The sequence below is a fragment of the Sandaracinobacteroides hominis genome, assembly GCF_016464365.1.
Classification (GTDB): Bacteria; Pseudomonadota; Alphaproteobacteria; order Sphingomonadales; family Sphingomonadaceae; genus Sandaracinobacteroides; species Sandaracinobacteroides hominis.
In genome coordinates, this window is the sequence record NZ_JADCUC010000012.1 from 1 (window position 1) to 19689 (window position 19689).

At 66.7% G+C, this 19689-nt stretch carries 21 protein-coding genes and 1 riboswitch; of the genes, 13 read left to right on the forward strand and 8 right to left on the reverse strand.

The window, feature by feature from the left end; translation table 11 throughout:
- Positions 1 to 233: 233 nt before the first annotated feature.
- From IM784_RS16280 to IM784_RS17505, 3 genes are all read right to left on the reverse strand, one after another.
- Positions 234 to 1106: a metallophosphoesterase family protein gene (locus IM784_RS16280; protein ID WP_199556406.1), complete on the reverse strand. Its 873-nt coding sequence runs from the start codon at positions 1104 to 1106 to the stop codon at positions 234 to 236.
- Positions 1103 to 2038 (reverse strand): diacylglycerol/lipid kinase family protein, encoded by a 936-nt coding sequence (locus tag IM784_RS16285; protein WP_199556433.1) that lies wholly within the window; start codon positions 2036 to 2038, stop codon positions 1103 to 1105. The genes IM784_RS16280 and IM784_RS16285 overlap by 4 nt, the downstream gene beginning before the upstream one ends.
- 90 nt (positions 2039 to 2128) lie before the next feature.
- On the reverse strand, positions 2129 to 2251 hold the full coding sequence (locus IM784_RS17505) for a hypothetical protein (RefSeq protein WP_268920887.1): 123 nt from the start codon (positions 2249 to 2251) through the stop codon (positions 2129 to 2131).
- Positions 2252 to 2520: 269 nt separating this feature from the next.
- On the opposite strand from IM784_RS17505, the gene IM784_RS16290 reads away from it, so the two are divergent.
- Positions 2521 to 2880, forward strand: coding sequence for a hypothetical protein (locus tag IM784_RS16290; RefSeq protein ID WP_199556407.1), 360 nt, complete (start codon positions 2521 to 2523; stop codon positions 2878 to 2880).
- A 37-nt stretch (positions 2881 to 2917) separates the two neighbouring features.
- On the opposite strand, the gene IM784_RS16295 is transcribed toward IM784_RS16290, so the two are convergent.
- Both IM784_RS16295 and IM784_RS16300 read right to left on the reverse strand, forming a co-directional pair.
- Positions 2918 to 3376: a hypothetical protein gene (locus IM784_RS16295; RefSeq protein ID WP_199556408.1), complete on the reverse strand. Its 459-nt coding sequence runs from the start codon at positions 3374 to 3376 to the stop codon at positions 2918 to 2920.
- Positions 3377 to 3424: 48 nt separating this feature from the next.
- Positions 3425 to 4243, reverse strand: coding sequence for an ABC transporter substrate-binding protein (locus IM784_RS16300; protein WP_199556409.1), 819 nt, complete (start codon positions 4241 to 4243; stop codon positions 3425 to 3427).
- 101 nt (positions 4244 to 4344) lie between these two features.
- Between IM784_RS16300 and IM784_RS16305 the strand changes: the two genes are divergently transcribed.
- From IM784_RS16305 to cobS, 7 genes are read left to right on the forward strand one after another with little or no spacing between them, the layout of a single operon-like run.
- Positions 4345 to 5331: a FecCD family ABC transporter permease gene (locus IM784_RS16305; protein ID WP_268920888.1), complete on the forward strand. Its 987-nt coding sequence runs from the start codon at positions 4345 to 4347 to the stop codon at positions 5329 to 5331.
- Positions 5325 to 6095 (forward strand): ABC transporter ATP-binding protein, encoded by a 771-nt coding sequence (locus IM784_RS16310; protein ID WP_199556410.1) that lies wholly within the window; start codon positions 5325 to 5327, stop codon positions 6093 to 6095. The genes IM784_RS16305 and IM784_RS16310 overlap by 7 nt, the downstream gene beginning before the upstream one ends.
- Complete coding sequence (locus IM784_RS16315) at positions 6095 to 8011, forward strand: TonB-dependent receptor plug domain-containing protein (RefSeq protein WP_235977445.1); 1917 nt, start codon at positions 6095 to 6097, stop codon at positions 8009 to 8011. Before IM784_RS16310 ends, IM784_RS16315 begins: the two co-directional genes overlap by 1 nt.
- Before the next feature lie 36 nt (positions 8012 to 8047).
- Positions 8048 to 8458, forward strand: coding sequence for a DUF1636 domain-containing protein (locus tag IM784_RS16320; RefSeq protein WP_199556411.1), 411 nt, complete (start codon positions 8048 to 8050; stop codon positions 8456 to 8458).
- On the forward strand, positions 8455 to 9465 hold the full coding sequence (cobT, locus tag IM784_RS16325) for a nicotinate-nucleotide--dimethylbenzimidazole phosphoribosyltransferase (RefSeq protein WP_199556412.1): 1011 nt from the start codon (positions 8455 to 8457) through the stop codon (positions 9463 to 9465). The genes IM784_RS16320 and cobT overlap by 4 nt, the downstream gene beginning before the upstream one ends.
- A 20-nt stretch (positions 9466 to 9485) precedes the next feature.
- Positions 9486 to 10013 carry a histidine phosphatase family protein gene (locus IM784_RS16330; protein WP_207791793.1) on the forward strand — a complete coding sequence of 176 codons (528 nt, stop codon included), beginning with the start codon at positions 9486 to 9488 and terminating at the stop codon, positions 10011 to 10013.
- Entirely contained in the window at positions 10010 to 10726 is a 717-nt protein-coding gene (gene cobS, locus IM784_RS16335) for an adenosylcobinamide-GDP ribazoletransferase (protein WP_199556414.1), read from the forward strand. The genes IM784_RS16330 and cobS overlap by 4 nt, the downstream gene beginning before the upstream one ends.
- Here cobS and IM784_RS16340 read toward each other — a convergent pair.
- From IM784_RS16340 to IM784_RS16350, 3 genes are read right to left on the reverse strand one after another with little or no spacing between them, the layout of a single operon-like run.
- The gene (locus IM784_RS16340; protein ID WP_199556415.1) at positions 10711 to 12168 is read right to left on the reverse strand and encodes a cobyric acid synthase; all 1458 of its coding nucleotides are present in this window, start codon (positions 12166 to 12168) and stop codon (positions 10711 to 10713) included. The two genes, cobS and IM784_RS16340, sit on opposite strands and share 16 nt — an antisense overlap.
- The gene (gene cbiB / locus IM784_RS16345) at positions 12156 to 13094 is read right to left on the reverse strand and encodes an adenosylcobinamide-phosphate synthase CbiB (RefSeq protein ID WP_235977446.1); all 939 of its coding nucleotides are present in this window, start codon (positions 13092 to 13094) and stop codon (positions 12156 to 12158) included. The genes IM784_RS16340 and cbiB overlap by 13 nt, the downstream gene beginning before the upstream one ends.
- Complete coding sequence (locus IM784_RS16350) at positions 13087 to 14088, reverse strand: aminotransferase class I/II-fold pyridoxal phosphate-dependent enzyme (protein ID WP_235977447.1); 1002 nt, start codon at positions 14086 to 14088, stop codon at positions 13087 to 13089. Before IM784_RS16350 ends, cbiB begins: the two co-directional genes overlap by 8 nt.
- 57 nt (positions 14089 to 14145) lie before the next feature.
- Between IM784_RS16350 and cobU the strand changes: the two genes are divergently transcribed.
- From cobU to IM784_RS16375, 5 genes are all read left to right on the forward strand, one after another.
- Positions 14146 to 14664, forward strand: coding sequence for a bifunctional adenosylcobinamide kinase/adenosylcobinamide-phosphate guanylyltransferase (cobU, locus tag IM784_RS16355; RefSeq protein ID WP_199556418.1), 519 nt, complete (start codon positions 14146 to 14148; stop codon positions 14662 to 14664).
- 72 nt (positions 14665 to 14736) lie between these two features.
- Positions 14737 to 14967, forward strand: a riboswitch (cobalamin riboswitch).
- A gap of 186 nt (positions 14968 to 15153) precedes the next feature.
- Complete coding sequence (locus tag IM784_RS16360; RefSeq protein ID WP_199556419.1) at positions 15154 to 17064, forward strand: TonB-dependent receptor plug domain-containing protein; 1911 nt, start codon at positions 15154 to 15156, stop codon at positions 17062 to 17064.
- Entirely contained in the window at positions 17064 to 17945 is an 882-nt protein-coding gene (locus IM784_RS16365; protein ID WP_199556420.1) for an ABC transporter substrate-binding protein, read from the forward strand. The genes IM784_RS16360 and IM784_RS16365 overlap by 1 nt, the downstream gene beginning before the upstream one ends.
- A complete protein-coding gene (locus tag IM784_RS16370; protein WP_199556421.1) occupies positions 17942 to 18925 on the forward strand; it encodes a FecCD family ABC transporter permease in 984 nt (327 codons plus the stop codon). The genes IM784_RS16365 and IM784_RS16370 overlap by 4 nt, the downstream gene beginning before the upstream one ends.
- The gene (locus IM784_RS16375) at positions 18922 to 19689 is read left to right on the forward strand and encodes an ABC transporter ATP-binding protein (protein WP_199556422.1); all 768 of its coding nucleotides are present in this window, start codon (positions 18922 to 18924) and stop codon (positions 19687 to 19689) included. Before IM784_RS16370 ends, IM784_RS16375 begins: the two co-directional genes overlap by 4 nt.

The window sequence follows — 19689 nt, forward strand, 5'->3', positions numbered from 1 at the left end:
GTTCGGCCGCCTCACAGACTGGAGGCGCATCCACACCAGATACGCCCCCTGCGCGCACACCTTCTTCTCAGCCATCTGCATCGCCGCAACCGTCATCTTCCGGATCAGTCAATGAGTCCTGAGCCTAACATTCAAAACTCCCAGTGCAGCGGAGTAGCAATCAGTCGGCTTCCTACAAGTGTTTGAAATAAAAGGTCTCCGAAGGAGGCCGTTTCGCCGATCTGGAGCGCTTTCTATGCTCCAAGAGGTTGACCCGTCTCAAACTGGTGAGCTCCCGAGATATCCTCGACTTTCCATCTGTTTCCCTTGAAAGTGAACAAGGTCTCGGCGCCGTCGCTGAAGCTGGTGCCATTCCATGCGATCACTTGCAGCGAAATGCGGTCACGGCGCTCGACATGGAGCCAGTTGAAGCTCTGGGGCTCGTCGTTTCGCAGCCGCGTCGAGGTTGCCGTGCCAGCCTGGATCACAAGCGAAGCGCCGAGATTTTCCGCCATGCTGCTCGCCGACTCTGCATAGGTGCGATGGAAATGGCCTGCGAGGGCAATGTGAACGCCAGCTTCGCGAGCGGCAGACACAGCATTTTCATGGCCGCCGACGGCTTCAGACAGTTCGGACCCCTTCCCGATCGGCATCGCAAACAGCGGATGGTGGGTAACAAGGATGCGCGTCTTCTGCTCGGGCACCAGGCGGAATCGTTCCCGTATCAACGCCAGCTGCTCCTGGTTGATGCGTCCGCCCTTGATCGTCAGGGAACGCGCCGTGTTGATGCCAAGGACGGCCACATCGTCATCCTCGAACCATGGAACAAGATCGTTGCTGACAAAGCGCTTGTAGCGATCAAGGGGTGCGCCGAACCGGCGGATGATGTCGTAAAGCGGGATGTCGTGGTTGCCCGGAATTGCCAGTAGCTTCAGCCCGGCGTGGCGCAAGCGATTGAGATATCCGGATGCCTCCCGGAACTGGGAAACGCGTGCGCGCTGGGTAAGATCGCCGCTGATGACCACCAGATCGGGGCGACGTTTTTCAAGCCAGGCTTCTGTGGCTGACACGATCTTCGGGTTATGGGCGCCGAAGTGGATATCGGACAGATGGGCGATGCGCGTCATGGCGCTGCCGTCGCGACTGTCGGTTGATCAGCCGGCACCGCGACGTCGATGGCCCGTTCGGCAATACGGACAACTGCCGGCGTGCGGGCCAGCAGCTCGCCGTCGATCGAGATCCGTTGGCGGGGCCTGCTATCCAGCCGAAGCGATTTTCCGCGGAACTCGGTGGTTGTCTCGTTGCGCGAGCGCAGCTTGAAGAATTTGGCGTACCAATCCCACGAGAGCCGCAATCGGCTTTGACCGGTGACAACCTGCACGACGATGTCGCCGCTATCGACATCGGTCGTATCCGCCAGCTCCACGCCCCCGTGAAATCGGCCATTGAAGATGCGCACCTCTGTTGCCCATAGCCTGTGGACCTCGGTGCCGTCATCGACGCTCAGCCGGATCGGGCGGAAGCGAAGGAAGCAGCGCGCCGCCCATATGAAATAGCCTATGCGCCCCAGATAGCGCTTGAGCTCGTGCGGTACGGTCTTTGCGATCATCGGCCCCAGGCCGAGGGATGCCGCATTCAGGAAATAGTCTTCGCCGATCATGCCCAGATCAATGCGACGGCGGCGGCCGTTTGCGATTGCCGCAACTGCGCCATCGAGATCGAGCGGCAAACCCAGGGTGCGTGCGAAGCTGTTGGCGGTGCCCAGCGGCAGGACAGCGAAGACACAATCGTGCCCAACCACTTCATCGACAACACCAGACAAGGAGCCGTCACCCCCGCCCACGATCACCATCGGAGCGCCCGACTGCACGGCGTCCCGCACCGTGTTCCGGAGTTTGGCGGGATCGCGAACAGCATGCGCCGCAATCAGTTGGACACCGGCCCTTTCGAGTTTTTCCCTGGCCTCATTGAACGCAGCTTCGCCCTGGCGCGAACGCGCGTTGACGATCAGCACCGCGCTTCCGGGGACAGATGCGGGGAGAACAGTCTCCGATGGCATGGTGCTGGATGTGCTCATCCAGCGCTAACTTCCGAAACAGCTTGTTTGCTCCGCAGCCAGGACGTGAACAACCGAAGATCACACCGTCCTCTATCTGGCGTCGATGTCGACGACGCGCTGACGCTTTCGGAAGGCGCGCCGGAGGTCCTCCCGGTCGATCCGGGACTGGCGGGCGGCAACGCAGCGGATGGTGGGGCTCAAACTGGCCGGCATTCCGGAAAAATGGAAAGAGAAAGGCCGAAAAGCGGAAAGACCGCAACCCCGCCCGTCCCCTACACAGGCCCCCATCGCAAAGGGGGAACGCGTTGCGCCGGAAAAGGGCGTCCGGCGGGCTGCCCGGCCTTTGCCCAGTGAACCGCAGGTAACTGGAAACAGGGGTAGAATGATGAACAGCGCAGCTAAATTCCGCCGCAGGTCCGTCTCTTCGCTGCTGGGCGCCACGGCGCTTGCGGCGCTGCTCTATGCCAATCCGGCGCTTGCAGATGAATGCAGCAGCGGAGGCGATCGCGCCGATCAACGCCGTCGCCGCCAAATGCATCGATACGCTGCTGCCCAGCGCGTCAAAGCGAGCGGCGGACAAGGTGCTGGCAGGCGGCTTCCTGACGGTCCCGGACGTGGCGAGCGTCGAACCCTGGCGCTCGATCATGGAGCGCAACAGTGCAAGGCCGCTCCCGCCCGCGATTCCCCTGCTTCTGGTGCAGGGAGGCGCGGATGTGATCGTTCAACCCGCCGTCGGCCATGGCTGGATAGCCAGCAAGAACGCCGATGCGGTGACAGCCTGGATCGCCGACCGCTTTGCCAGCCGGCCCGCGCCGGAGAGTTGCGGCACGGCGAAGGATTGAACCAGCCGCGCGCAGGGGCCGAAATGCGCGGGCTGGATCACCCGGCGGGATGCAGCTCCGCCGAGGCGATATGCCAGCTGAGCTGTTCCGCCGTGGCGCCGGGCACGCCGTTCACCCGGCGCAGCGTATAGGTGCCGGTGAAGCGCTGCGCGACACCGCTGTCCAGCGTCGCCTCCACCTCGACCATGACGGTCACATACATCGACCCCGCAGCCCCGTCGGGCGGGCTTGCCGACACGATGCGAACCGCGGTCGAACGGGTATGCGCAAAGCCGTTGGCGAAGCCCGCGAGGCCCTTGCCGCTCGCCGCGCCGCCGTCCGCCCAGCTGGCATAGGCCCGCCGGAAGTCGCGCGCGGCCAATGCGGCATAATAGTCCTGCACCACTGCGGCAGCCGCCGCACTCTCTTCGGCCATCGAAGGGACTGCGGGTTGCGCCGAAAGGGCCTGGGGCACGGCAACACAGATGGCGACGGCAACCGGGAAAGCTATCCTCATGCCCATCGGCCGACTCCTTCCATTACTGCATCACAGCCGACCATAGCATCAACGCGCGGAGTCCCTTGCCAGCTGCTCGCTCAGGCTTCGGATTGCGGCCGGATAGGCCGGGCCGCCGCAGACGGTCCATGCCTGGGGTATCCTGAGGCGCGGGATGGAGGCGATGACCGGGTGGTGCAGCAGCTCGGTGCCCTGGTCGGCGATCCTGTCGCTCGCGGTTTCGACGATAAGATAGTCGGGATTGGCAATGGCCATTTCCTCGAGGCCCAGTTGCGCCAGCGCAGGCTTGTGAAGCACGGCGGCCAGATTTCGCAGGCCGACGCGCTGCATCATATCGTCCACCAGCGTGCCTGTGCCGGTCAGGTAGCCGCGCCGCTGATAATAGGCAGCGACAGCCCCTTTTCCGGCATTTGCGGGAATCCGCGCCAGCTGCTGCGCCATGTGGGCGATCAGTTGCTCACCCCGCTCAGGGTATCCGATGCCGTTCGCAACCAGCCTGATCTGCGCGACGACATCGGCATAGCTTTCGGCGGACGGCAGATCGAGCGTTGCGATATGCCGGCCCTTCAGCTGCTCCATTGTCTCGCGGCGACGCCCCGGGCTGGCGATGATCAGATCCGGCCGGAGCGCCAGCACGTCCTCGGCAGAGCCCCGGCTTACCGGGAGCCCGCCAGCCTTTGCCGCAGCCGCCGACATCTGCGGATCGCGGGCATAGATGGTGAGCGCGGCGATCTGCGACGGATCAGCCAGCGCCATCAGATATTGGTCAGCGCACAGGTTCAGCGACACGATCCGCTGTGGGCGCTGGATGGGCGCAGCGCCCAGCAGCAAGGGCAGGAAAAGCAGCAGGCCGAGGATGCGGGACATATTTGCCGTTTGCCCTGAACGCCGCGCCCACGCTAGGGGTCGCCCGCCCGGGACGCATTCCGCGACGGGCATGCCAGACGCAATGACGGGGCGAGACGATTTTGACACCGCGATGGCTGTGGCCGCTGCTGCTTTTTCTGTTTCTCGCGGCAGCCCTTCTGTCGATGGGCGTCGGCAGTGCGGCTATTCCGCTTCCCCGCCTTTTGTCGGCGGCGTTCGGCAATGGCGATCCCGTCGAGCGGGCGATCCTGCTGGAACTGCGGTTGCCGCGCACGATTCTGGCGTTGGCCGTCGGCGCGATCCTGGGGCTTTCAGGCGCGGTGCTGCAGGGCTGGCTGCGCAATCCTCTGGCCGATCCATCGGTCCTCGGCACGTCCAACGGGGCGGCGCTCGGGGCAGTTGCGGCGCTGTATTTCGGGCTTGCGGCCGCGCACCCGGCCTTGCTGCCGGTGCTGGGAATTGCCGGGGCGGTGATCAGCCTGCTGCTGCTGCTGGCGCTCACCAGGGGCTCCGAAAGCCCGCTCATCTTCATTCTCGCCGGTATCGCGGTGGGTACGCTGGCGGGCGCCGGCATCAGCCTTGCCCTGAACCTGTCGCCCAATCCCTTTGCCGCGATGGAAATCACCACCTGGCTGCTGGGCAGCCTGGAGGATCGCTCGTTCCGGCATGTGCTGCTCGCCCTGCCCTGCATCGCCATCGGCCTGCTGCTGTTTGCCGGAACCGGTCGCGCGCTCGATGCGCTGAGCCTTGGTGAGGAAAGCGCGGCCTCGCTGGGTATCGATCTTGGGCGGGTGCGGATGCGCATCCTTCTGGGCCTTGCCATCGGGGTGGGTGGTGCCGTGTCGGTTACGGGGGCGATTGGCTTCGTCGGCCTCATCGTGCCGCATCTCATCCGTCCCTATACCGATCGCAGCCCCTCGGCCGTCCTCTGGCCCAGCGCCGCCGGCGGCGCCGTGCTGCTGGCGTTCGCCGATATAGCCGTGCGGCTGGTGCCGACCAGCAACGAGCTGAAGCTTGGCGTGGTGACCGCTTTCCTGGGTGTTCCCGTCTTCCTGGCCCATCTGCTGAAGGAGCGGCGGATATGGTAGCGCTGGCCGCCGAGCATGTGGGCGTCAGGCTGGGGGGGCGCGATGTCGTGCGCGATGTCTCCATGCGGCTGTCGGCCGGAACGCTGGTGGGGGTGCTTGGCCCAAACGGGGCCGGAAAATCCAGCCTGATGAAAGCGCTGGCGGGGCTGCTGCCGCACAGTGGCCGGGTGCTGCTGGACGGCGTCGATGTCGCCGGGCTTGCGCGGTCGGAAACGGCGCGGAAGCTCGCCTATCTGCCGCAGGGCCAGACCCTGCACTGGCCGCTTGCCGTGGAACGGCTGGTGGGGCTGGGGCGGCTGCCGCATCTGGCGCCGCTGTCGGCGATAGGCCCTGCGGACCGCGCCGCCATCGAACGCGCCCTGCAACGGGCAGATGTCGCGCATCTGGCCGGGCGGGCGGCCACCGAGCTTTCGGGCGGCGAACGCGCACGGGTGATGCTGGCGCGGGCCCTGGCAGTCGAAGCGCCGGCGCTGCTGGTGGATGAGCCGCTCGCCAATCTGGATCCGGCGCACCAGATCGCCGGCATGGAACTGCTGCGGGCCGAGGCGGATGCCGGCGTGCTGGTTCTGGCGGCCTTGCACGACCTGCCGCTCGCCTATCGGCACTGCGATCATATCCTGCTTCTGCACGAGGGGCAGCTTGCAGCCGAAGGCCCGGCCGAAACCGCGCTGACGCCGGAGACCCTGGCTCGGGTCTATGGCATCTCCGCCAGTTTTGGCTCGCCCGGCGAACGGCTGCTGATCCCGCGGGAGCGGATTCGCTGATGCGCCGCCTGTTGCTTGCTGCGGCGCTTGGAACGGCGGCCGCCATCCCGGCTCATGCAAATGACATGGACGACATCGTCGTCAGCGTCTCGCGTCAATCGCTTTCCGCCGACCAGATCGCAGGGTCGCTGAGCGTGCTGGACAAGCCCGCCATCGACCGCGCCGGCGATCTTGTCATCTCCGACCTGCTGCTGCGGACTCCGGGCGTCAGCCTGACGCGCAACGGCGGCTATGGCACCACCACCGCTGTTCGAATTCGCGGCGCCGAAAGCGAGCAGACCGTGCTGCTGATCGACGGGGTGAAGCTGAACGATATGGCGTCCGCCGGCGGCGGCTATAATTTCGCCAATCTGCTGACAGGCGATGCGAGCCGGATCGAGATCCTGCGCAGGCCGCAATCGATCCTGTGGGGCAGCCAGGCAATCGGGGGGATCGTCAGCGTCGAGACGCCGCTTGCCACACGGCCGTTGGAGGGCAGCCTTGACCTCGAAGGTGGCAGCCGGGGCACGGTGAGCGCCCGCGCTGCGCTGGGGGCTGTTCGCGGGCCGCTGTCGGTGAGGGTTGCGGGGCAGGTTTTCACCACCAGCGGGGTTTCCGCGATCAGCCCCGACTTTGGCGGCACCGAAGCGGACGGCTACAGCAACCAGTCGCTTACCGGGCGGGCCGTGTTGCAGCTGTCGCCTGCGCTCAGCGCCGACTTCCGTGGATATCATGCCAGCGGACGCACCGATATCGATTCCACCCGCGCCGACAGCGCCGAGGTCGCCTATACCAGCGAATATGCGGGCTATGCCGGGCTGGTGCTCGCAACGCTCGATGGCCGCCTGCGGCATCGGCTCGGGTTCAGCCAGACCGGGACCGACCGCGCCAACTTCAATCCAACGCTGGCACGGCAGCAGACCTTCGATGCCAACGGCCGCACCCGACGGGTCGACTATCAGGGCAATTTCGATCTGCGGAAGGGGATTTCCGCCGTATTCGGGGCCGAGCATGAGGAAAGCCGCTTCCGCAGCGTGTCGCCTCCCGCATCGCTCTCCCGGCCCGTTCCCGAACCCGCGCGGGGGCAATCGGCGACCGACAGCGTCTATGCGCAGCTTTCGCTGGAGCCGCTGAACGGCCTCACGCTGTCGGGCGGACTGCGCTTCGACGAGCATGACAGCTATGGCGGCAAGCTGCTTGGGGCGGCCGGGGCGGTCTGGCGGACGCCCATTGGGGCCACTCTTAGAGCCAGCTGGTCGGAAGGCTTCAAGGCACCGACGCTCTACCAGCGCTTTTCCGAATATGGGAACGACAGGCTGAGGCCGGAGCAGGCAAGGGGCTGGGAGGTAGGCGCCGAACAGCCCCTGTTTGGCGAGCGGCTGTTCCTGGGGGCGACCTGGTTTCAGCGGAAGTCTTCCGACCTCATCATCTATACGGGCTGCGCGGCGGTAAGCAGCAACCCGCTCTGCTTCACGCCGGCCGGGCAGCCAAGGGCGGGCTATTACGAGAATGTATCGGAAGCCTTCGCGCATGGGGTGGAGGCGGTTGTGCGGGCGTCTCCGCTGGATGGCCTGACGCTGGAGGGGAACTACAGCCTTGCAGCCTCGGAAGACCGTTCGCCCGGGTCTGCGACCAACGGCCTGCAACTGCCGCGCAGGCCGCGACAGAGCTGGTATCTGGGGGCCGGCTATGCGCCGTCTGCCGGCTATCGGCTGGCGGTGTCGATCCGGCATTCGGGCGAGGCGTTCGACAATGCCAGCCACAGCATTCGCCTGGCACCCTATACGTTGGTGGACCTGCGCGCCGAGTTGCCGGTTTCGGACGAAATCCGGCTGGTGGTGCGGGCAGACAACCTGTTCGACACACGGTATCAGACCGCCTATCGCTATGGAACGCTGGGGCGAAGCCTCTATGCCGGGCTGAGAGCGCGGTTCTGACCGCCGGAACTCCGGGCCAGATTTTGGGAGTGCCGAATGCCGTTGAAGCCGGTCGGGAAAGGGCCAGCCGTCGTCGCCTGCAGCAGTTGCCGCCATTCGCGCGAGGCGCAGGAGGGGCCGGATGGTCGCCGCGGCGGAGCGCAGCTCGCGCAAGCCCTGAGGCGGGTCAAGGCCTCTGATCCGGCCTATGAGGCGGTTGCAGTGGAGGAGATGCCCTGCCTGTTCGCCTGCACGGAGTTCTGCACGGTCCACATCCGCGCACCGGGAAAGATATCCTATGTGCTTGGACGATTTGAGCCGGTCGACGAGGCGGCGCGCGCCATACTGGATTACGCCCGTGCCTATGCGGCGAGCGAGATTGGCCAGGTGCCGTTTCGCGAATGGCCGCAAGGGGTGAAGGGGCACTTCATCACCCGGCAGCCACCCGAGGGCTTTCTGTTCGAATGATCGGCTTTGCTTCGGTTTCGGCGTTCGAGGCAGCCCTGGCGGCGCTGCCTGCCGCGTGCGAAGCCGCGCGCGCGGAGGCTCTGGCGCGGCAAGGCGAGCTGACCAAACCGGCCGGATCGCTTGGCCGTCTGGAAGAGATTGCCTTGTTCATGGCCGGATGGCAGCAGCGTGCGATCCCCACCCTGACAGCGGGCAAGGCGGTTGTCTTCGCCGGCAACCACGGGATTGCGGCGCGCGGTGTCAGCGCCTTTCCCGCCTCCGTCACGCTGCAGATGGTCGCAAACTTCCAGGCGGGAGGCGCTGCGGTCAACGCCCTGGCAGGCGCGGCCGGGCTCGATTTCGCCGTCGTGCCGCTGGATCTCGACCGCCCGACCATGGATTTCACCACGGGCCCGGCGATGGACGAGGCGGATTGCCTGGCAGCCCTGAACGCCGGTGCCGGTGCCATCGGAAATGCCGATCTGCTTGTGCTGGGCGAGATGGGGATCGGAAACTCCACATCTGCCGCCGCTTTGGCGGCGGCCACCTTCGGCGGCAGGACCGACCGCTGGGTTGGCAGGGGAACCGGCGTCGACGATGGCGGGCTGCGGCGCAAGATCGAGACGGTGGAGATGGGGCTTGCCCGACATGCAGGGGCGCTCGCAACACCGTTCGAGCTGCTGCGGCGACTGGGCGGCCGGGAGATCGCGGCAATCGCCGGCGCGGTGGTGGCGGCACGCCATCGGCGGATTCCGGTCATCCTGGACGGCTTCATCTGTTCCGCCGCCGTCGCGCCGCTGGCAAAGGGTAACCCGGCCATCGTCGCGCATTGCCTTGCCGGCCATGTTTCCCGCGAGCCCGGGCACGGCCCGCTGCTGGAGGGGCTGGGGCTCCGGCCGTTGCTATCACTCGATATGCGGCTTGGCGAAGGAAGCGGTGCGGCGCTTGCCGCGCAACTGGTTCGCGCCGCGCTTGCCGCCCATTCCGGCATGGCGACCTTTGCCGAGGCAGGCGTTGCCGCCGGGTGAGCCGCCGTGCGCTTCACCTGATGCGGCACGGAGAGCCGCAGTTGACCGGCCGCATGCTGGGGCATCTGGATATCCCGGCGACGGACGCGGGCATCCGCGCCTGTGCGCTGCGCGGCAGCCCGTTGCGTCCGCTGCGGATCGTCTCGTCCGACTTGCAGCGGGCGCAGGCCTGCGCGGCCGCGCTGGGTGCGTTTGATATCGACGCGCGCTGGCGCGAGCTGGATTTCGGACGCTGGGACGGGCTCGCCGCTGCCGACATCGATCCCGATGCCCTGGGCGCCTTCTGGGAGGATCCGGATGCCTGCCCTCCCCCCGGTGGAGAACGTTGGAGCGATCTCGTCGCCCGTGTCCGCGACGCTCTGGAGTCGCTCCCGCCGGAACCCGTTCTGGTGGTGAGCCATGCCGGCGCGATGCGGGCGGCGCTGCAGGTGCTGATGGGGCTGTCGTTTCGCCAATGCTGGCATGTCGACCTGCCCTATGCCGCCCTGCTCAGCTTTCAGGTCGGCACGGAGCCGCTGAGCGGCCAGTTGACGGGCCTGCAGACATGAAGGGGGCGATTGCCGCCATCGCTTTCCTGACCCGACTGCCGGTTCCGCAGCGCTGGGCCGACGTCGGGGCATTTCCGTCCGCAGTTGCCTTCTATCCGCTCGCCGGGCTGCTGATCGGGCTGTTGCTGGCCGGCGTCGGTTGGGCCGGGGCGTTGATCGACCCCTGGCTGGGCGCCCTGTTCGCGACCCTGCTCTGGGCGGCGCTGACCGGGGCGCTGCATCTGGACGGGCTGGCCGACCTCGCCGACGGGCTGGGCGCCGCGCATGGCGACCGCGACAGACTGCTGACGGTGATGGCCGATCCGCATGTCGGCAGCTTCGGCGTGGTGGCGCTGGTTCTGCAGCTGCTCGCCAAGCTTGTCCTGCTGCAGCTGCTGCTGCCGCATGGCTGGCTGCTCCTTGTTCTGGTTCCGGCGGCGGCCCGCATCGGCCCGCTTGTCTGGGCGCGGATGCTGCCGCCGCTGAAACCCTCGGGCCTTGGCGCTGCGATCGCGCAGGCGGCCGCATGGCCGGCGATCGCGGCATGGATGCTGGTGCTTGCGGCGGGCTGCTGGTTTGCGCCGCCGCTTCTCGCCACCTTCCTGCTCCTGCCGGCGCTCGCCCTGTGGTTCCGGCATCGCGTCGGAGGCATGACAGGCGATGTGCACGGGGCGGGAATCGAGCTCGCCGAAACCGGCCTGCTGCTCGCAGCCGCGGTCTATCTGGCCGCCTGACGGGCGATCCGCAGCATGTCGTCCAGGTTGAGCGACGCTTCCAGCTGATCGGCAATGTCGTCGAGCGCCGCCTCCACGTCGGCGCGATGGTCCGGGCCGACGGCCTCTGCGCCAATCCGCTTCAGCCAGACGGCGCGCTGTTCCGGACGCCCCAGAATGCCGTGCACATAGGTGCCCGCGGTCAGGCCGTCTGCGCTGATCGCGCCATCGGTTCGGCCATCCGCGAACCGGACCACCGGGCGCGCGCTGTCTGGCCCGCTGGTTTGCCCGAGGTGGATTTCATACCCGTCGAATGGCTGGCCCAACGCCTCGCCGGACACCTGCCGCAGCGTCTTTTCGCCCGACAGCACCGTCTCCACATCCAGCAGGCCCAGCCCCTCCACGGATCGTGGCGGCCCTTCCAGCCCCTGCGGATCGGAAACCCGCCGGCCCAGCATCTGGTACCCGCCGCACAGCCCGAGCACCGGCCTTCCCTGCCGGTGATGGGCGGCGATATCGATGTCCCAGCCCTGCGCCCGCAGGAAGTCGAGGTCGGCGCAAGTCGCCTTCGATCCGGCGAGAATGAGGAGATCGACCGGCGGGATCGGCTGGCCGGGCGGCACCATCAGCAACTCGACAGACGGTTCCAGCTTCAGCGGATCCAGATCGTCGAAATTGGCGATGCGGGCGGTGATCGGGCAGGCGATTCGAACCTTCCGCCCGCTTGCAGGGCCGGGCCTTTCCAGGATGACGGCGTCTTCGCTGGGCAGCCGCCGCGCAGCGGCAAGCCAGGGCACCATCCCCAGCGACGCCCACCCCGTCCGCTCGGCAATCGCCCGCATTCCGTCGGCAAACAAGGCCGGATCGCCGCGGAACTTGTTGATCAGGAAGCCCTTTATCATCGCCCTGTCGGCAGGGTCCAGCACGGCGCCGGTGCCGACCAGAGAGGCGATCACCCCGCCCCGATCGATATCGCCCACCAACACCACGGGCACATTTGCAGCGCGGGCAAAGCCCATGTTGGCGATATCGCCGGCCCTCAGGTTGATCTCCGCCGGAGAGCCGGCGCCCTCCACCACGACGATATCGGCCTCGTCCTGCAGCAGCCGATAGCTGTCCAGCACGTCGGCCAGCAGGCCTTCCCGCCCCTCGCGCCAGCGGGCAGCCTTCAGCGTGCCGCGCACCTGCCCGCGCACCACCAGCTGCGAGGTGCGATCTCCCTGCGGCTTCAGAAGCACCGGATTCATGTGCACGCTGGCCGGAACGCGGCAGGCGATCGCCTGCGTCGCCTGCGCCCGTCCGATCTCGCCGCCATCGGCCGTGACGGCCGCATTGTTGCTCATGTTCTGCGGCTTGAACGGACGAACCTGCAAACCCCGGTTGGCCAGCGCCCGGCACAGGCCTGCCACCAGCACCGATTTTCCGACATCCGAGCCGGTGCCCTGCAGCATCAGAGCAGCCATGCATATCCCCCTGCAATCAGCCACAACAGCCCGCAGGCAACGACATAGATGCGCAAGGCCCGGCTGATATCGTGCCCGCCGGCTGTCCGCCCTTCGCCGCCAATCCAGGGCTTCGCGTGCATCACGCCGTCATAGGCCAGCGGACCCGCAAGCGCCACGCCGAGCGTGCCGGCCATCGCGGCTTCCGGCCAGCCTGCGTTGGGCGACGCATGGCGCCGGCAATCGCGCCACATCACCCGCCAGCCCCCACCGCCGGCAAGGCAGATCAGCCCGCCGGAAATCCGCGCCGGCAACAGGCACGCCAGATCGTCGGCCCGCGCTGCCGCCCAGCCGAATGCACGCCAACGCTCTTCCCGGTGGCCGATCAGGCTGTCGGCGGTGTTGATGGCCTTCCAGGCCCAGACACCCGGCAGCCCCAGCAGCAACAGCCAGAACAGCGGCGCGACAACGCCGTCGCAGAAGCTCTCGGCAAGGCTCTCGATGGCGGCGCGGGATACGCCCGCTTCGTCCAGCCCGGCGACATCCCGACCGACGATCATCGCGACATATTCCCGGGCGCGCCGGAGATCGCCTTGTGCAAGGGCCCCGGCAATGGGCTGCACATGCTGCCACAGGCTGCGTTGCGCGAGGGCCGGCCAGGCAAGGACGGCAACCCCGATCCACCCCCAGCGCCCGAGCCACAGCCACATCAGCTGCTCCAGCAGCAAGGCGAGCGCGAAGGTCGTGGCCACCAGCACCAGCAGCAGCAACAGCCCCAGCGACCGGCGTTTTGCGTCTGTCCAGCCGGATCGATTGAAACGGCCTTCCCACCAGGTAATCACGCGGGCGAAGAAGCCCACCGGATGCCCGACACGCGCATAGAGCCCGCGCGGCCAACCGATTGCGGCGTCGATCGCCAAGGCGAGCAAGCCGGTGGGCTCAGCCAAGCGACAGCGCCCGATCGAGCCGGTCGAGCGCTGCGTCATCGGCCGGCAGCCCGAACCGCAGCCAGCGTGGATTGTCTGCGAACGGGCGAACCAATATCCCGGCGCCGGCGAGGCCCAGGAAGATCTTCCCGGCGGGGCAGTCCTGCACCAGCCGAAACAGCGGGCAGCTTCCTTCGGCCTTCAGCCCATGCCGGGCCAGACGCGCATCCAGTGCCGCCGCCTGCTCTTTCAGGCGTCTGCGCGCAGCATCGGCCCACGCGCGGTCGCGGTAGGCAGCCGTTCCCCAGGCTATTGCCTGCGCCGAAACCGGCCAATCCCCAAAGGTGCGGCGCACGGCCGCCACAAGGACGGGAGGGCCAATGACGAAACCCAGCCGAAGACCCGCAAGGCCGAAGAATTTTCCGAACGACCGCAGCACGATGACCGCTTCCCCCCCCTTCAGATGCGGGAGAATGCTGCCCTCCCCCATGGCGTCGGCAAATGCCTCGTCAACGATCATCCACCTGTTCCGCCGGTCCAGATGCGCAGACATCGAGAGTATCCTGGCAGCCGGGAGCATCCGGCCTTCGGGGTTGGACGGGTTGGCAAACAGCAACGCCCCGTCTGGCAGATCGGCGGAATCGAGCGCGCTGCTTGCCACCCGGCCGCTCGCGACCTGCAGGTGCGTTGCATAGCCCGGGCTGGCCGCCACGATCGCTGCTCCGTTCAGCCATGTCGGCAGCAGCCGGATGGCGAGGTCGGTGCCCGGCACCGCCGCCACATGCTCCGGTTGCGTCTGGAACCAGTCCGCCGCTGCAGCCTCCAGCGAGCGCAGGGCATCCGTGGTGGGCAAGGGTCCCGAATTCACCTCGAGCGGCGCGCGAGGTGCCCAGGCGACGGGATTGATGCCGGTCGAAAGATCGAGCCAGGGCGTGGGGGCCGCGGGAAACAGCCGCGCTGCCTCGTCGATCCGCCCTCCGTGCTGCCAAAGCCCGTGCAGTTTTTCTTGCATCATCGCCCCGCCCATCGCCATTCAGGCTGCGAACCGCAAGTCTGAAGGGTGTCGAGCTTCATGTCGGACGCGATATTTGTGTTGGGCGGGGCGCGTTCCGGAAAAAGCGCGCACGCGCAACGGCTTGTCGAGGCGCTGGGCGAAAGGCGGCTTTTCATCGCCACCGCGCAGGCGTTCGATGCCGAAATGGAGGATCGCATCCGCCGGCATCAGGCTGACAGGACAGCGGGCTGGGAGACAGTGGAGGCGCCGGTCGATCTGGCCGAGGCCATCCGATCGAACTCCGGTTCCGGCGTTCCATTGCTGGTCGATTGCCTCACGCTCTGGCTCTCCAACCTGTTGCTGGCGGACGCCGATCTGGAGACGGCGAGCGCGGAACTCGCGTCGGTCATCGCGGATTTCGATGGCCCCCTTGTCATCGTCAGCAACGAGGTCGGCTTCGGCATCGTGCCCGACAACGCGCTCGCGCGGCGATTCCGCGACGCGGCCGGGCGCCTCAACCAGCAGGTCGCTGCCGCTGCGGCCTTTGTCGATCTGGTGGTCGCCGGCATGCCCGTAAGGATCAAGGGCGCCTCGTAGAACGCTTCCGACGTTAGGCGATTGCGCTTTGATGGCATTGCGGTTACGGGCGCCGTGGGCTTGGCCTCGGCCAGGACCAGAGATCGCACCGGTGCTTCGAGAGAAGCTTAAAATGGGAATGCGGTGAAAGGGGCTTTCTTGCCTCCTCATTCCGCAGCTGTCCCTGCAACTGTAAGCGGCGAGCGCGATGCACATGGTCGGGGGCAATCTGCTTCCGCCGGCCACTGGAGGGCAACTTCCGGGAAGGCGTGCATCAAGCATTGACCCGTGAGCCAGGAGACCTGCCGGTGCAGTCGCTCAATGCCTGGGTCCAGGAGATGGCCAGGGCACGGAGAGTCTTCCGTTCGAGCGACAGAAGCCGTGCGGCCCCGGGGGCCGCGCAGGACAATGTGGCCCGGGCACGCGCGTCTGCCCGGCTCGCGCGTGCCTGTGTTCGCCTGACCGGCGCCCCCGACCGCAGTTCTGCCCTCGACGCGGTTGGAAGATGCAATGAGAACTCTGGTTTCCCTACTCGCTCTGTCGGCGGCGGCGCCCGCCCTTGCAGACAGCGCCTCCGATACGGCCGACGCCATCGTGGTCACGGCCTCGCGGTCGGGCGATGCCATCCTGCTCGAGAACCTGCCCGCCTCGATCACGCTGATAACCGATGCCGACATGCAGAACCGGCAGACGCGCATCGTTTCCGACGTGCTGCGCGATGTGCCGGGCGTCGCGGTAAGCCGCACCGGCGCGATTGGCGGCCTGACCCAGATCCGCGTGCGCGGCACCGAGGGCAACCATGTGCTGGTGCTGATCGACGGCATCAAGGCGTCGGATCCCTATTACGGCGAATATGACTTCGGCACGCTGATCGCCGACGAGGATGCGCGCATCGAGATCCTGCGCGGCCAGCAGTCCTCGCTCTATGGTTCGGACGCGATCGGCGGGGTGATCCAGTATATCACCCTGTCGGGCCGCGATGCGCCGGGCTTCAGCGCGCGAGCCGAGGGCGGCTCGTTCGGGACCTTCAGCGGCGGCGCGCGGGCTGCCGGCTTCACCGATACGCTCGACTATGCGGTTTCGACCTCTGCCTATGTGACCGACGGCACGCCCACCGCCCGCAACGGCGATCGCAATGTCGGGTCGACGAGCGTCGGCGTCAGCGGCAAGCTGAACTGGACACCTTCAGAAATCTTCAAACTGTCGGCCGTTGGCCGCTACAGCTATACCGACGCGGACACCAACAACAGCGAGTATGACACCACCAGCCCGTGGTTCGGCTACACGGTCGACAGCCCCGGCGTGCACTATGTGAACAAGGCCTTCTATGGTCTGGTTCGCGGGGAGCTTTCGCTGGCCGACGGGCGCTGGACGACGGCGCTGACCGGACAGTTCGCGGACACGAAGCGTCGCGGCTACACGGAATTCGGGTTCGATTACGGAAACAACGGCCGCCGCTACAAGGGGGCGCTGGAATCGACCTATCGGTTCGGGTCGGATCGCTTCCAGAACAAGGTGACCGGCGCCGTCGATTTCGAGCGCGAGGAATTCCAGAACCTGTCGGCCTATGCGTTCCAGGGCTGGGCCGATGTTCAGAACTGGGGCCTTGTCGGCCAGTATGAACTGGAAGTGGACGAAGCCTTCTTTGCCGGCGCCAGCATCCGCCGCGATCTCAACAACCGCTTTGCCGATGTCACCACCTGGCGGGCGCAGGCGGGCTATCGCCTGCCGATGGGCCTGCGCGTGCGCGGCGCCTATGGCACCGGCGTCAAGAACCCCGGCTTCTATGAACTGTTCGGCTATTCCGACGGCAAATATATCGGCAACCCGAACCTGAGGCCGGAAAAGTCGAAGGGCTGGGAAGCCGGCATCGATCAGGTCTTCGGCGATGGCTGGGCGACCGTTGGCGTCACCTATTTCAACTCGGTCCTCACCGACGAGATCTACATCAGATATCCGCCGCCGACCTATATCGCGACCCCTTCGAACCGCAGCACGGATTCGAAGCAGGAAGGCGTGGAGTTCCTTGTCTCCGCAACGCCGGTACCGCAGATCAGGTTCGATCTTGCCTATACCTGGCTGAACGCGAAGGAGAATGGCGTCAGGGAAGTTCGCCGGCCGCGCAACACCGGCAGCCTCAACATAAGCTATTTCAGCACCGACCAGCGCTTCAGCACCACGTTCACCTTCCGCTATAACGGAGAGCAGACGGACGTCGCCTATACCGATCCCAGCTATATCCCCGTGCGGGTGACGCTGAACGACTATGTGCTGGTCAATCTGGGCGCCGAATACAAGGTAACGGAGGCGATCTCCGTCTTCGGCCGGATCGAGAACCTGCTTGATGAAAACTATGAGGAAGTGTTCAGCTTCGCGACGCCCGGCCGTGCGGCCTATGGCGGCGTGAAGGCCCGCTTCTGATGCTGCCACGGGCGGTTCTCGTTCCGCTGCTCTCGCTGCTTGCGGGGTGCAGCGGCGCGGAGCCGTCCGTGCCGGCAGAGACGGCCAGGCCGCTGCGCGTGATCAGCCTGAACCAGTGCACCGACCAGCTGGTGCTGGCGCTGCTTCCACCCGAGCGCATCGCGTCCGTCACCTGGCTGTCCCGCGATCCCGGCGGTTCGCTGATGGCCGCACAAGCCCATGCGGTGCCGCAGAACCATGGCCTTGCCGAAGAGATACTGGATCAGAACCCCGACCTTGTGGTCGCCGGGAGCTTCACCACGCCGGCACTACGGGGGATGCTGAAACGGCTGGGTTATCCGATGATCGAAGTCGATCATGCGAACAGCCTGGAGGATATTCGCCGCGTCACCCGGCAGGTGGCCGCCGCTGTCGGCGAGCGGGCGCGCGGCGAGGCGCTGATCGCGGACATGGACCGGAAGTTCGCCGATCTGGCGCGAGATCCCGGGCCGCCGATCCGCGTCGTCGCCTGGGACCGCAGCGGTTTTTCCGCGGGTGAAGGAACGCTTTACGATGTGGTGCTGGAGGCCGCGGGCGCCCGCAATCTGGCGCGCGAGGAACTGGTTCGAAGCTATCGCCGGCCAGACATCGAAGTGCTGCTGCAGACACAACCGACGCTTCTGGTGCAAGGCTCGGTCGATGCGCGGGCTGCAAGCCTGGGCGACGATGTGATGCGCCACCGACTGGTGAAGCGGCATTGGGGCGACCGCACGATCTTCATTCCACAGGCCTATTATGTGTGCGGCACGCCGAAGATCGCCGATGCTGCATTGCTGCTCCGCGAGCGCCTGCGCGCTGCCGCGCGGACCGTCGGCAACGAACCACCCAGGCCCTCCGCATGAGCCGCTGGCTGCTTCCCGGCCTGCTGGCTGTTCTGGCGCTGCTGTCGGCGGTCTCCCTGCTGGCCGGAACGGTGTGGTTCACGCCCGCCGATGCGCTGGCCGCGTTGCGAAACCCGCACGGCGACCTGCTGCAGCTTGTCATCACCGAGGTAAGGCTGCCCCGGCTGGCCCTCGCCATACTGGTCGGCGCGATCCTCGGTCTTTCGGGCGCCGTGCTGCAGGGCCTGCTGCGAAACCCCCTTGCCGAGCCGGGATTGCTGGGCGTCTCCTCCGGGGCGTCCCTGGGGGCGGTCATCGCCCTCTATTATGGCTTTGCCGCAGCCTTCACATTGGCGACACCCCTGTTTGCGCTGGTGGGGGCACTGTCCACCATCAGCGTTGCACTGCTCCTGTCCCGTACCGGCGGAACATTGTCGCTGATCCTGACAGGCGTCGCCGTTTCGACCATTGCCGGGGCCGGGCTCAGCCTCGCGCTCAACCTCGCGCCCAACCCCTATGCGGCGTATGAAATCATGACCTGGCTGATGGGCTCCCTGAACGACCGCAGCTGGGATCATGTGCTGCTGGCGACCCCCTTCATCCTTGCCGGCGGTTTCCTGCTGTTCCTGACTGCGCCTGCGCTGGATGCGCTGACGCTGGGCGAGCGGCAGGCCGAAAGCCTGGGCGTCGACCTGAAACGCCTGCGGCTGCTGGCCCTGCTCGGAACCGCTCTGGGCGTTGGCGCTGCCACGGCCGTGACAGGAACGATCCTGTTCGTGGGGCTGATCTCGCCGCACCTTGTCCGGCCGCTGGTGCGGCACCAGCCGGGTGCCGTTCTGCTGCCCTCGGCGCTGGTGGGCGCGATCATCGTGCTGGCGGCCGACATCGCCACCCGGCTGCTGCGCTTCGGCCCCGACGTGAAGCTGGGCGTCTTCATCTCGGTGATCGGCGCGCCCTTCTTCCTGTGGCTGGTGCTGCACTTGCGGAAGACCTCGCCATGAAACGGCTGGAGCTGATCGGCGTTCGGGCAGAGCGCGCAGAAAAGACCGTGCTGGATGGCATGGACGCGACCTTCCACGGCGGGCGGCTGACGGTCGTGATCGGCCCGAACGGGGCAGGCAAATCCACGCTGCTGGATGTCGCTGCCGGTTTGCTGAACCCGGCTTCCGGCCGGGTCGAGCTGGACGGTGCGGATATCGGCACGCTCTCGCTGCGGCAGCTGGCGCAGCGCCGGGCCTATCTGCCGCAAAGCCCAAGGGTGGATTGGGCGATCAGCGTCGAGCGTGTCGTGGCGCTTGGCATCACGGCGCGATTGCCGGCCTTTGGCGGACTGCCAGAGGCCTGGAAGCCGAAGATCGATCTGGCGCTGCAACGGCTGGACCTGTTGCACTTGCGCGAGCGTCCCGCGACCCGGCTTTCGGGGGGCGAGCTGGCGCGTGTCATGCTGGCGCGGGCTACCGTCGCCGATCCGGAAATCCTGATTGTCGACGAACCGACAGCCGGGCTCGATCCGCGGCACGCGCTGGATGCCGGCGAGCGGCTGCGTGCCCTGGCCAGGGCCGGCTGCGGCGTGGTGGTGGCGCTCCACGATCTCGATCTCGCGGCCCGCATCGCGGATGATGTCATCGCCATCAAGGACGGGCGGATCGTCGCGCAGGGCCGTGCCGACGACATCCTGAACGAAGCGGTCCTGCGTGAAGTCTACGACGTGCGGGCCCGCGTCAGTCGCGATACCGACGGCCTGTCGATCCGCTTCCTGCCATGA

Coding starts and splice junctions, on each gene's coding strand:
- IM784_RS17505 (WP_268920887.1), bottom strand. CDS start 2,251: ATGCCGGCCAGTTTGAGCCCCACCATCCGCTGCGTTGCCGCCCGCCAG.
- IM784_RS16290 (WP_199556407.1), top strand. CDS start 2,521: ATGAATGCAGCAGCGGAGGCGATCGCGCCGATCAACGCCGTCGCCGCC.
- IM784_RS16310 (WP_199556410.1), top strand. CDS start 5,325: ATGGTAGCGCTGGCCGCCGAGCATGTGGGCGTCAGGCTGGGGGGGCGC.
- cobU (WP_199556418.1), top strand. CDS start 14,146: ATGTCGGACGCGATATTTGTGTTGGGCGGGGCGCGTTCCGGAAAAAGC.
- cobT (WP_199556412.1), top strand. CDS start 8,455: ATGATCGGCTTTGCTTCGGTTTCGGCGTTCGAGGCAGCCCTGGCGGCG.
- IM784_RS16350 (WP_235977447.1), bottom strand. CDS start 14,088: ATGATGCAAGAAAAACTGCACGGGCTTTGGCAGCACGGAGGGCGGATC.
- IM784_RS16340 (WP_199556415.1), bottom strand. CDS start 12,168: ATGGCTGCTCTGATGCTGCAGGGCACCGGCTCGGATGTCGGAAAATCG.
- IM784_RS16285 (WP_199556433.1), bottom strand. CDS start 2,038: ATGCCATCGGAGACTGTTCTCCCCGCATCTGTCCCCGGAAGCGCGGTG.
- IM784_RS16360 (WP_199556419.1), top strand. CDS start 15,154: ATGAGAACTCTGGTTTCCCTACTCGCTCTGTCGGCGGCGGCGCCCGCC.
- IM784_RS16280 (WP_199556406.1), bottom strand. CDS start 1,106: ATGACGCGCATCGCCCATCTGTCCGATATCCACTTCGGCGCCCATAAC.
- IM784_RS16320 (WP_199556411.1), top strand. CDS start 8,048: ATGCCGTTGAAGCCGGTCGGGAAAGGGCCAGCCGTCGTCGCCTGCAGC.
- IM784_RS16330 (WP_207791793.1), top strand. CDS start 9,486: ATGCGGCACGGAGAGCCGCAGTTGACCGGCCGCATGCTGGGGCATCTG.
- IM784_RS16300 (WP_199556409.1), bottom strand. CDS start 4,243: ATGTCCCGCATCCTCGGCCTGCTGCTTTTCCTGCCCTTGCTGCTGGGC.
- IM784_RS16375 (WP_199556422.1), top strand. CDS start 18,922: ATGAAACGGCTGGAGCTGATCGGCGTTCGGGCAGAGCGCGCAGAAAAG.
- IM784_RS16295 (WP_199556408.1), bottom strand. CDS start 3,376: ATGAGGATAGCTTTCCCGGTTGCCGTCGCCATCTGTGTTGCCGTGCCC.
- IM784_RS16315 (WP_235977445.1), top strand. CDS start 6,095: ATGCGCCGCCTGTTGCTTGCTGCGGCGCTTGGAACGGCGGCCGCCATC.
- cobS (WP_199556414.1), top strand. CDS start 10,010: ATGAAGGGGGCGATTGCCGCCATCGCTTTCCTGACCCGACTGCCGGTT.
- IM784_RS16370 (WP_199556421.1), top strand. CDS start 17,942: ATGAGCCGCTGGCTGCTTCCCGGCCTGCTGGCTGTTCTGGCGCTGCTG.
- IM784_RS16365 (WP_199556420.1), top strand. CDS start 17,064: ATGCTGCCACGGGCGGTTCTCGTTCCGCTGCTCTCGCTGCTTGCGGGG.